This window comes from Pseudomonas sp. MH10 (assembly GCF_034353045.1).
Lineage (GTDB): Bacteria > Pseudomonadota > Gammaproteobacteria > Pseudomonadales > Pseudomonadaceae > Aquipseudomonas.
On record NZ_CP133783.1, the window covers coordinates 3,652,565 to 3,662,500 of the forward strand.

6 protein-coding genes and 3 rRNA genes (1 of these 9 running past the window's edge) are annotated in these 9,936 nt (G+C 53.6%); 5 read left to right on the plus strand and 4 right to left on the minus strand.

Annotation, left to right across the window (positions count from 1 at the left end; all coding sequences use genetic code 11):
* Positions 1-9 precede the first annotated feature (9 nt).
* Positions 10-720, minus strand: coding sequence for a cysteine protease LapG (gene lapG, locus RHM59_RS16225; RefSeq protein ID WP_369124691.1), 711 nt, complete (start codon positions 718-720; stop codon positions 10-12).
* Between the two features lie 319 nt (positions 721-1,039).
* Here lapG and RHM59_RS16230 point away from each other — a divergent pair, with 319 nt between their 5' ends.
* From RHM59_RS16230 to RHM59_RS16250, 5 genes are all read left to right on the plus strand, one after another.
* Positions 1,040-1,777, plus strand: coding sequence for a GntR family transcriptional regulator (locus RHM59_RS16230; RefSeq protein ID WP_322166940.1), 738 nt, complete (start codon positions 1,040-1,042; stop codon positions 1,775-1,777).
* A gap of 825 nt (positions 1,778-2,602) precedes the next feature.
* Entirely contained in the window at positions 2,603-3,379 is a 777-nt protein-coding gene (locus RHM59_RS16235) for a DUF3050 domain-containing protein (protein ID WP_322166939.1), read from the plus strand.
* Positions 3,376-4,335 carry a diiron oxygenase gene (locus RHM59_RS16240; RefSeq protein ID WP_322166938.1) on the plus strand — a complete coding sequence of 320 codons (960 nt, stop codon included), beginning with the start codon at positions 3,376-3,378 and terminating at the stop codon, positions 4,333-4,335. The genes RHM59_RS16235 and RHM59_RS16240 overlap by 4 nt, the downstream gene beginning before the upstream one ends.
* On the plus strand, positions 4,332-7,802 hold the full coding sequence (locus RHM59_RS16245; RefSeq protein ID WP_322224743.1) for a non-ribosomal peptide synthetase: 3,471 nt from the start codon (positions 4,332-4,334) through the stop codon (positions 7,800-7,802). Before RHM59_RS16240 ends, RHM59_RS16245 begins: the two co-directional genes overlap by 4 nt.
* A 19-nt stretch (positions 7,803-7,821) precedes the next feature.
* Positions 7,822-8,307 (plus strand): SRPBCC family protein, encoded by a 486-nt coding sequence (locus tag RHM59_RS16250; RefSeq protein WP_322224745.1) that lies wholly within the window; start codon positions 7,822-7,824, stop codon positions 8,305-8,307.
* Between the two features lie 68 nt (positions 8,308-8,375).
* Here RHM59_RS16250 and rrf (RHM59_RS16255) read toward each other — a convergent pair.
* The 3 genes from rrf (RHM59_RS16255) to RHM59_RS16265 form a co-directional block, all read right to left on the minus strand.
* Positions 8,376-8,491, minus strand: a 5S ribosomal RNA gene (rrf, locus tag RHM59_RS16255).
* A 107-nt stretch (positions 8,492-8,598) separates the two neighbouring features.
* A 5S ribosomal RNA gene (gene rrf / locus RHM59_RS16260) occupies positions 8,599-8,714 on the minus strand.
* Positions 8,715-8,855: 141 nt separating this feature from the next.
* Positions 8,856-9,936: ribosomal RNA gene (locus tag RHM59_RS16265) — 23S ribosomal RNA — on the minus strand; it runs 1,810 nt beyond the window's last position.

Here is a 9,936-nt window from a genome sequence, read left to right on the forward strand (position 1 = left end):
ACTCCTCTCCTAGAGATCAGGCTCGGCCGGAAAACCTTCGGCATGCATCTTTCTCAACACATCCTGCCATCGAGACAATCGTTTCGTGTCGCCTACTCTTTTGTTGCCCTTAGCGCCTGGCAACCACAAACCTTCGGCGTTGAAGGCATAGACCGGTAATAAATCAGTTCGTTGGCTAGCGGGTTTAATTTCATTGATAAGGCTGTCAAGCACTAATGGTTCGGCGTTTGGGCTTGAGTAATACGTCAACACCATATGTGCGCGGTTCAGGCGCAGGGCTTTGACATAGGTGATCAACAATTTATCGTTCGATACCCCTAAGCGCCGAAGGCTGAAATACTTGGCGATCGCATAGTCCTCACAATCACCGGCGCCCTTCCAAAGCGACTCGATGGGGGTTGCCCAATAGTCAATCTCGTGCCAGTTATCTATGTCTTCTACGTAACGGATCTGATGGTTAAAAAACTGATTAACCACTTCGAGTTTTTCTTTTTCACTGATTTGTTTTTCGGTCGACAGTAACCGTTGCCATGCGTCTATACGATTACGACCCTCGCCCAAAGGGCCATATAACAATTCGGCATTACGGCTGATAACGGAGAAATCCCAATCGGCATTGAGACCGCCTGCCAGCAGGCAGGTCAGAAGCAGCCCAAAGGAGAGCCACCGCCCTAGATATCCGGCGTATCTTGACCAATTAAAAGGAAGACGTCCCGCCACTTGGAGTTAGCCCGTACGGTAATCCGATAACCGGTTGATGGTGCGGGTTCGACCTGAAAAAAACAATGGCATCTCGCGATCAGCACTCATCAAATGTCTGCTGCTCCTGCACCTAAGGATGTCCTGCGACATGTCGCAACCACCCATCAATCGCGAGGGCGATGCGCCAGAAACGATTCCGCATTTTTTTGAATCGAAAACAATAAATTAAAACCGGGCGCTTTACTGTTTAGCGACTATTTTTACAAGGCTCGACGAGCATCCTGGCACTTCCTAGTGTGGATCGATCCACGACCCCCGTTGTTGTAGGAGTATGGGTATGCAAAAACCCGATAACGAAAGCTATTTGAGTTCTATTCTGGGGCACGAACACCCGCCCTCTCACTTGGCCAGAGCGGTGATCGAGGAGAAGCTGCGCAACGCCATTCTGGATGGGCGAATTCCCAGCGGCACGGCGTTACGCCAACAAGCATTGGCAACCTTGTTCGGCGTGAGCCGCATGCCGGTTCGAGAAGCGCTACGCCAACTGGAGGCGCAATCACTATTACGCGTCGAGCCACACAAAGGCGCCGTCGTTGCACCGTTGGTAGGCGAAGACGCGGTAGATGCTTATGGACTGCGCCGGTTGCTGGAGTCAGAAGCACTGCGATTGTCGATCCCGCTTCTGGACAAGCACGATATCGCTGTCGCCAAGGGGTACATAGAACAGCTTGAAGTTGAAATCGACTTCCGCCAAATGGGCCGATTAAATCGCCTTTTCCATTCGGCCCTCTATGCCAAAGCACCCAATAAAAAACTATTACGCCTGATCGACGAAAGTTTGAAAGAGGAGGAACGGTTTCTGCGGTTCAATCTTTCGGCCATGGGGCTTGGGAAGCTGTCGCAGGAGGACCATTGGGCGCTGTTGAATGCGGCTTCGGAAAAGGCGACCGATAAGGCCGTGGAATTGCTCGAACAACACCTTAATCGTGGCGTCGAAGCTATCAATCAATACCTGAGGAATAACTCTCCCGTCGCGCCACGAGTCGTCGGCGCCCTCAAAGGAAACTGTATCTGATTGTTTGTGCCCGCAACCGGTAATGATGCTCATACGGGCCTGCAAATTGCTGGAGCCCGTATGAGCTTTCTGTTGATCTCACCCTGCGAAAATGCGCGCGCCCCCCTATTTACGGCGCCCTGTCGATAAGCAAGCTTCACTCCTATCTTTACATTTGGCATTGCACGCAGTGCTCTATCGGCGACATTTCGATTCTGATTTATTGGTTACCGTCGCAGCCTTCATTTCCGTGCAAGCAAGCGTGTGCCCGGAATCAGGCAAAATTGGACCTTGGCAATGAAAGGCATGGATGGCCAGAGGGTGGTTGCCTAAGGGCAGATGTCGCTGGCACCCCGCAGGATGTTTAAACGCATGGATACATCCAAGGAGCTTGTCGAACGGGCAGAGACAATCGCCCGAAATATCAAACTATAACTTTTCCGTCAAAGAGCAATGATGGGTGAAGTATTTACTCATTAATAACTGTTCTGACTTTAATACGTTGGAAGGTGCGCTCACGCCCAAATAAAGCCAAGTTGACTGGTTTTATTCGGGCACTTATTATTTGAAAAACACCCATTCAAAAATAAATTAAAAAATACTTGCCCGATGCTTTTGAAGTGCATTAGTTTTATTCGGTAGTTATCGAAATCCGAAAGCGAGTCGTGACGATCTACGCTGATTAATACCAGCAATGCTCTGGGTAGGGCTTCTGCGCCAGACCACCATTCAGATCCGGGTATCGCCCCGAGGTCTAGGCTCGCCCGTATTACAGACAGGTAACGTTACACCAACATGAACTGCCGTGTTTGGCAGTGACTCGCCTCTCTAACTAAGGACTCTTTCATGACTGGACAAAAATATCTTCTCGAACGAAAAAAAGTTGAACTTGGTTCTCACCCTATCTTCTCTGAAATCGACTCGCTTGCTGTATTGAGACGCTTCATGGAAACACACGTATTTGCGGTGTGGGACTTCATGTCTTTGACCAAGCGACTGCAGCAAGAGCTGACGTGCATTCATCTGCCGTGGCTGCCACCGAAAGACGCCAAAGCGGCGCGACTGATCAATGAGATCGTGCTGGGTGAGGAGTCAGACAACGCGTTGGCCCACGGCCACTACAGCCATTTCGAGTTGTACCTGGATGCCATGCGAGAGGTCGGCGCCAGCACCCAACAGGTCGAGCGTTTCATTGAGCTGCAAAAGAGAGGCGTCAGCTATGAAACCGCGCTGCACAGCGTCAATGCCGGGCAAGCCGCATGCGGCTTCGTCAAACAAACCCTCGACACTGCGTTGCATGAACCTGTCCACCGTGTCGCCGCCGCTTTCTTGCATGGGCGGGAGAGCGTCATTCCGCTGATGTTCCAGCGCATCCTCGACGACTGGGATATTACCGCCGAACAAGCGCCGACCTTTCGTTACTACCTCAAACGCCATATCGAAGTCGACGCCGAAGACCACGGCCCGGCAGCCGAAGCGCTATTGGCAAGCCTGGTCAACGGCGACGAGCAACGTCAGCGCGAAGTGTACGAATCCGCCATTGCCGCTGTGGAAAGCAGGATCGTGTTTTGGGACAGGCTGCGCGTAAGCATGCGCGCCGAACAAATGGAGGCCAGCGCATGAACGCCCAAAGCTATGTGTCCTTTGCCGATGCCTGGGAGGGCCGCGCAACGATTCGCACGCGCCCTCGCCGGATGGTCGAAAACGACGAGAAACTGATTTATCCGTTGAGCCGCCAACCCTTGGTTCTCAGTGAAACGTTTACCCGCGAATGTGCCCACCTGCGTGAGTTCGCGTTGGTGCAAAGCCTTTATAAATTCATCAACGATATAGTGATTTTCGAGACGGAGATCGTCGACAAAACAGCCCGTAGTATCGCCAAAAACACCTTTGCAATTGGCTTCCCTTTCGCGTGTCGGTACGACGCCATGACTGTTGTCGTCGATGAAGATTATCACGCGCTGGTCGCCATGGACTTCATGCAACAAACCATCGCTCTGACCGGTATTGAGCCGATCGAACTGCCTGGCGAAATTGAATTGAGCCGAGCCATTCCCACTGCCCTTTCCTTGGCCCCCGGGCACCTGCGAAGCGCCGTGGAGCTGATTTGCGTAGCCATCGCCGAGAACACGGTGACTAACGATGTTGCCGCCTTTGCCAAAGACGATTCAGTGAAGCAATCGATCAAGGGGTTGATGGCTGACCATTTACTCGACGAAGGCCGGCACTCCGGTTTTTGGGCGCGGCTGGTGAGCATTTACTGGAGCGCCGCACCGGAATCAGACCGCGATTGTATTGCGCAGATCATGCCGGTGTTTATCCGGCATTACCTGACAAACGATATTCAGAAGGGCTTTGATTACGACCTGATCGATCACCTGCCGATTGCCGACATGATCAAGCAGCAACTCAAGAACGAAACCCAGGCGGTGAGCTTCCCGGTCAATCGTCATCACCCTTTAGTTGGCAATATTGTGCGCTTCTTCAAAAGTAGCTCGATGCTGGATTCGCAGTGCGTCCAGCAAGCGTTGGCCGACTATCTGCCGGGAGATTTGACGCGCCAGGGGAGCCCACTATGAAACGTCTGGAGATTGCACTCTTGGGTCGCAGCCTGGCCTTGAACGAACTGGCCACGGAATTGGAGCAGCACGGGCATTGTGTATTGCACCTCACGAAAGAGCAGGACCTGGATCAATGCTTGTTGAACGAAGCGTGCCTGCTCATTGAGGACCAGAGCCTTAGCCCGAACCCAGAGCAGGAAGCCCTTTTATCTACGCTGGCTAGATTGAGCTTGCGCGTTGGGTCGGTTCCGCTCTGCGAGGAAGGTCTACCGACACTGGAATTACGTTGCTGGTTTGGGACGGCCAAGGCGCAGCGCCTGGTGTCGCGGCTACCATTAGCTGCAGAGCGCTCGGGGAACGGCCGAATGTTGCGCGATTCAGCCATTGCAACGCTGGTCGACGCCGTTGCGGTAGACATCGGTCGTTTATCTCGGGACGCTGGGTACTTTCTGCGAGCGCCTACTGTTGACGCTTCCCACTGCGCCGAGCAACACGGTTTGCAGTGGCTTGAACCGCTCGCCTTCGATCATCGCTTCAACCATACCGCTCGACCGCACCTGTTAGCTCTAGCCGAAATCCCCTTGGTGGAGCGTCTGGATCTGAGCTTTTTACGGTTCGTCGAGCGGACTGCGCTGAACATCGCAGGTCGTAAAATCACTTACGGCACCCTGCATGCGCAAAGCTTGGCGATACAACAAAGGTTGTTGGCTTTGCTGGCAAACCGCGCAGCAGTGCCCGATGAAAACCCGCCCGTGATTGGTATCTGCTTGCCGAAGTCCCCTGCTTTATTTGCGGGCATTCTCGCCATTCTTGGCAGCGGCGCCGTGTACTTACCATTGGACCCGAGTCAGCCAACCCAACGTCAGCGCTATATTTTGGAGAATGCAGGCGCCGTGCTGCTACTTCATGACGGACAACATGCCCTCGGCGATCAGTGGCCGGGATTGGATATAAGCGAGCTGGGGGCCGACGACACCGATCCTACCCGCTCGTTAATGCGGCTGCGGCCTATCTCTGAAGCGCCGTGTATGGCGCTCTATACGTCCGGCACCACCGGGCACCCCAAGGGCGTGATGCTGAGCCAACGCAATCTCAGCCATTTCACGGCCTGGTACGCCGAGCACGTAAACCTGTCCGAGCACAGCCGGGTACTTCAATTTTCGACACTGAGTTTCGATTCGTCGGTGATCGACATTTTCCCGACGCTACTTAGCGGCGCAGAACTGGTGGTGCCCACCGAGGACCAGCGGCGGGATCCGTTGTTGCTGATCAGCCTGATTAAACAACGCATCAGCCATGCCTTTTTGCCGCCTGCATTGTTGAGCATTCTTCCGCTGGATCAACCGCTGGGCCTTGAGCACCTGATGACCGGAGGCGACGTCTGCGAGCCTTACGTTATTGAGCGTCTTGCCGGGCAATGTCATTTCTACAACCTGTATGGGCCGACCGAAGCGACGGTGCTCATTACGTCGAGGCTTTTCGAAGCGGGGAGCAACAATCGCACCTTGGGAAAGCCGATCGCCAACAGCCAGATTTTCATCCTCGACGAGCAATTTCAACCAGTACCGGAAAACACACCCGGTGAGCTGTTTATCGCCGGACCGGGGGTATGCCTGGGCTATCTGAACAATCCGGCATTGACCGAGGAGCGCTATCCCACGCTTGAGCTGCCCGACGGCCGACGGGTGCGGGTATATCGCACTGGTGACATCGGAAAGTGGACCGCCGAGGGCATCAAGCTGTGTGGCAGGCGCGACAATCAGGTGAAGATTCGTGGTTTTCGGGTCGAGCCCGAAGAGATTGAACACTGCTTGCGTGCTAGTCAGTTGTATCGACAGGTTGCGGTGGTGATCGATACCCAGCGACGCATTCTGGCGTTTGTTGCCCAGCCTCAAGGCGCTACAGAACGCTCTAGCCAAGCGCTCAGGGCGCACGTCGAGCAGCTATTGCCGGATTACATGCGACCGACTGCCTACACCGAACTGATGACTATGCCATTCGCCAGTAACGGTAAGGTTGATCGCAAAGCGTTGTTGGACCTTCCCGTGACTGTTGTTGATGCGCTGCCAAGGCGTTTGCCGGAGACGTTGATTGAAGGACAGCTGCTGAAGCTTTGGGCTGAACTGCTGGAGATGCCGGCGGGCGATATTTCCACGGATGAGAGCTTTTTCAACCTAGGCGGCCACTCGATTTTGCTGTCACAGATGCTGCTGAGCATTCGCGAACAGTTTGGACGCAGTATCTCGATCAATCGCTTTATCGAGGCACCTACGCTGCTCACGTTGGCGGCGCTTATCGATAACGATGGCACTCAATCGTCTGCTTATACCGTCAGCCCGCAAGCGTTGCATGACGCCAACCCGAACCTATGCTTGACGAGCGTTCCCGTCAGTCAGTTAGGCGATGTGCACAAGGTTGTGGTTACGGGCGCTAACGGTTTTCTCGGTGTGCACATTGTCGAGGCCCTATTGGCATGGGGCGCAACGGAAGTCGTGTGCCTGGTGCGTGAGGGCGTTGGCCTAAGCGCGAATGCTCGCTTCATGCAGGCGTTACGCGAAAATCGCCTGGACCATCTGGATTTAAGCAGGGTGATTGTCTACCCCGCAGACATTGGGCAGCCGCTGCTGGGCCTAAGCCCTGAAGTATATGAACGCATTGATCGTGACTTCGGCGCCTTGGTGCACAGCGCGGCCAACGTTAACCATGTCCAGAACTATGAAACGCTCATCAAAGACAACGTCGAGCCCATTTTTGAATGCTTGCGTTTGTGTGAAGGCCGCAGCAAGAAGATTTTTAATTTCGTGTCGACGCTTTCCGCCTCCAGTGCGGTCGATGGGGCAGGCAATGTCCTGGAACAACCGGCCGCTGGCACCCCACCTATCTATATCAAGAACGGTTACAACCTTTCTAAATGGGTTGCTGAGCGCATTCTTCGAAGTGCTGGGGAGCAAGGCGCTTGGGTGAATATTTACCGACCGGGAAATATTGCCTTCAACAGTGTGACCGGCGTTTGTCAGCCTCATAAAAATCGGCTGATGCTGATGCTTAAAGGCTCAATACAGCTCGGCCAGGTTCCAGAGTTCTCCATGAATTTTGACCTGATGCCGGTGGATTTTCTTGCTCGCTTTATTGGCTTCCATGCCAGCCGTTATCACCCCGATCACGCGGTTTTCAATCTGCACAATCCTGAGCCGCTGAGCTGGAGCCGCTACGTGGCTGCGTTCCGTGAAGCCGGCCGAGAGTTCCAAATGGTGAGTGTCGCCCAATGGCAACAACAGCTCAGTCGAGTGGACAGCCAAAACGCGCTGTTCGGCGTGTTGGGGTTCTATCTCGATGGCTTTGAAGAAGACATCGGCGACATCTCCATGATCGAGTACGAGAACGCTCAAGCCGGTATTTGGCAGATGGGCGAGCGTTATCCGTTGAAGACCGACGTGCTGTTGCGCAAAGGCTGCGATTACCTGAAAGAAATCGACTTTATCTAATCATCTGATGGAGAACACCATGAATAAGATCAATACCTTTAGCTTTTTGCGGCCCGATACGCTGATCAAGAACCTGGACAGTGAGCCAGTCGTGTCTACCGTAGACATTGCAAGCGACGCGCAAAGTGTGTGGAAGGTCGTCGGAAACTTTGGGGGATTTCCTGCGTTCATCCCCGCTCTCGACTCTTGCAAGATGGACGGTACGGGTGTTCGCTCAGTGCGCAGAAAGCTGTTCAAAGACAAGAACGTAGTGATTGAGCAGCTCAATTCCCGAGACGACACGGCGCTTTATATGACGTGGTCGTTGATCTATACCACGCTGCCCGTCGGGAATCTTTGGGCATCCATGACAGTCGCACCAGATGGAGAAAAGCAGTGCTCCGCGACCTGGAGCATCGTGGCCGAACCCTCTGCAGAGTGGTCAGGTTCGCTTGTAGAGTTTCGGGGGTTCTTGCAAGGGTTTGCCGATGACGCGATGAACAACGTGCTCAAGCTATTCACGTGAGCTGGGTTTAATAAGCGCAAAAAACAAAACCCCTGAACGCATAAGCGATCAGGGGTCCTGGAATTCAATCTTGACGATGACCTACTCTCACATGGGGAAACCCCACACTACCATCGGCGATGCACCGTTTCACTGCTGAGTTCGGGATGGGATCAGGTGGTTCCAGCGCTCTATGGTCGTCAAGAAATTCTGATGCCAATCCGTTACGAGGTAACGTGTCAGCTAATTTCGGTAACTCTCACAAAAACAAAGCCCCTGAACGCGTAAGCGATCAGGGGTTCTGGAATTTAATCTTGACGATGACCTACTCTCACATGGGGAAACCCCACACTACCATCGGCGATGCATCGTTTCACTGCTGAGTTCGGGATGGGATCAGGTGGTTCCAATGCTCTATGGTCGTCAAGAAATTCAGTAGCCAGTGCGTGCCCTCCTGCGAGTTCACGTGCCAGCGAATGGGGATGTGATAGATCTGTGGGTTTCGAATTTTCGGTTGTGTCGTCTTCACACACCTCAATTTGCTTCATCGCAAATTGCTTGGGTGTTATATGGTCAAGCCTCACGGGCAATTAGTATGGGTTAGCTCAATGCCTCACAGCACTTACACACCCCACCTATCAACGTCGTAGTCTTCGACGGCCCTTCAGGGGACTCAAGGTCCCAGTGAGATCTCATCTTGAGGCTAGTTTCCCGCTTAGATGCTTTCAGCGGTTATCTATTCCGAACATAGCTACCCGGCAATGCCACTGGCGTGACAACCGGAACACCAGAGGTTCGTCCACTCCGGTCCTCTCGTACTAGGAGCAGCCCCTCTCAAATCTCAAACGTCCACGGCAGATAGGGACCGAACTGTCTCACGACGTTCTAAACCCAGCTCGCGTACCACTTTAAATGGCGAACAGCCATACCCTTGGGACCGGCTTCAGCCCCAGGATGTGATGAGCCGACATCGAGGTGCCAAACACCGCCGTCGATATGAACTCTTGGGCGGTATCAGCCTGTTATCCCCGGAGTACCTTTTATCCGTTGAGCGATGGCCCTTCCATACAGAACCACCGGATCACTAAGACCTACTTTCGTACCTGCTCGACGTGTCTGTCTCGCAGTCAAGCGCGCTTTTGCCTTTATACTCTACGACCGATTTCCGACCGGTCTGAGCGCACCTTCGTACTCCTCCGTTACTCTTTAGGAGGAGACCGCCCCAGTCAAACTACCCACCATACACTGTCCTCGATCCGGATAACGGACCTGAGTTAGAACCTCAAAGTTGCCAGGGTGGTATTTCAAGGTTGGCTCCACGCAGACTGGCGTCCACGCTTCAAAGCCTCCCACCTATCCTACACAAGCAAATTCAAAGTCCAGTGCAAAGCTATAGTAAAGGTTCACGGGGTCTTTCCGTCTAGCCGCGGATACACTGCATCTTCACAGCGATTTCAATTTCACTGAGTCTCGGGTGGAGACAGCGCCGCCATCGTTACGCCATTCGTGCAGGTCGGAACTTACCCGACAAGGAATTTCGCTACCTTAGGACCGTTATAGTTACGGCCGCCGTTTACCGGGGCTTCGATCAAGAGCTTCGCGTTAGCTAACCCCATCAATTAACCTTCCGGCACCGGGCAGGCGTCACAC

Bases quoted from the DNA above. Each gene is read 5' to 3' on its own strand.
- RHM59_RS16230 (WP_322166940.1), top strand. From the start codon at position 1,040: ATGCAAAAACCCGATAACGAAAGCTATTTGAGTTCTATTCTGGGGCAC.
- RHM59_RS16245 (WP_322224743.1), top strand. From the start codon at position 4,332: ATGAAACGTCTGGAGATTGCACTCTTGGGTCGCAGCCTGGCCTTGAAC.
- RHM59_RS16240 (WP_322166938.1), top strand. From the start codon at position 3,376: ATGAACGCCCAAAGCTATGTGTCCTTTGCCGATGCCTGGGAGGGCCGC.
- RHM59_RS16235 (WP_322166939.1), top strand. From the start codon at position 2,603: ATGACTGGACAAAAATATCTTCTCGAACGAAAAAAAGTTGAACTTGGT.
- RHM59_RS16250 (WP_322224745.1), top strand. From the start codon at position 7,822: ATGAATAAGATCAATACCTTTAGCTTTTTGCGGCCCGATACGCTGATC.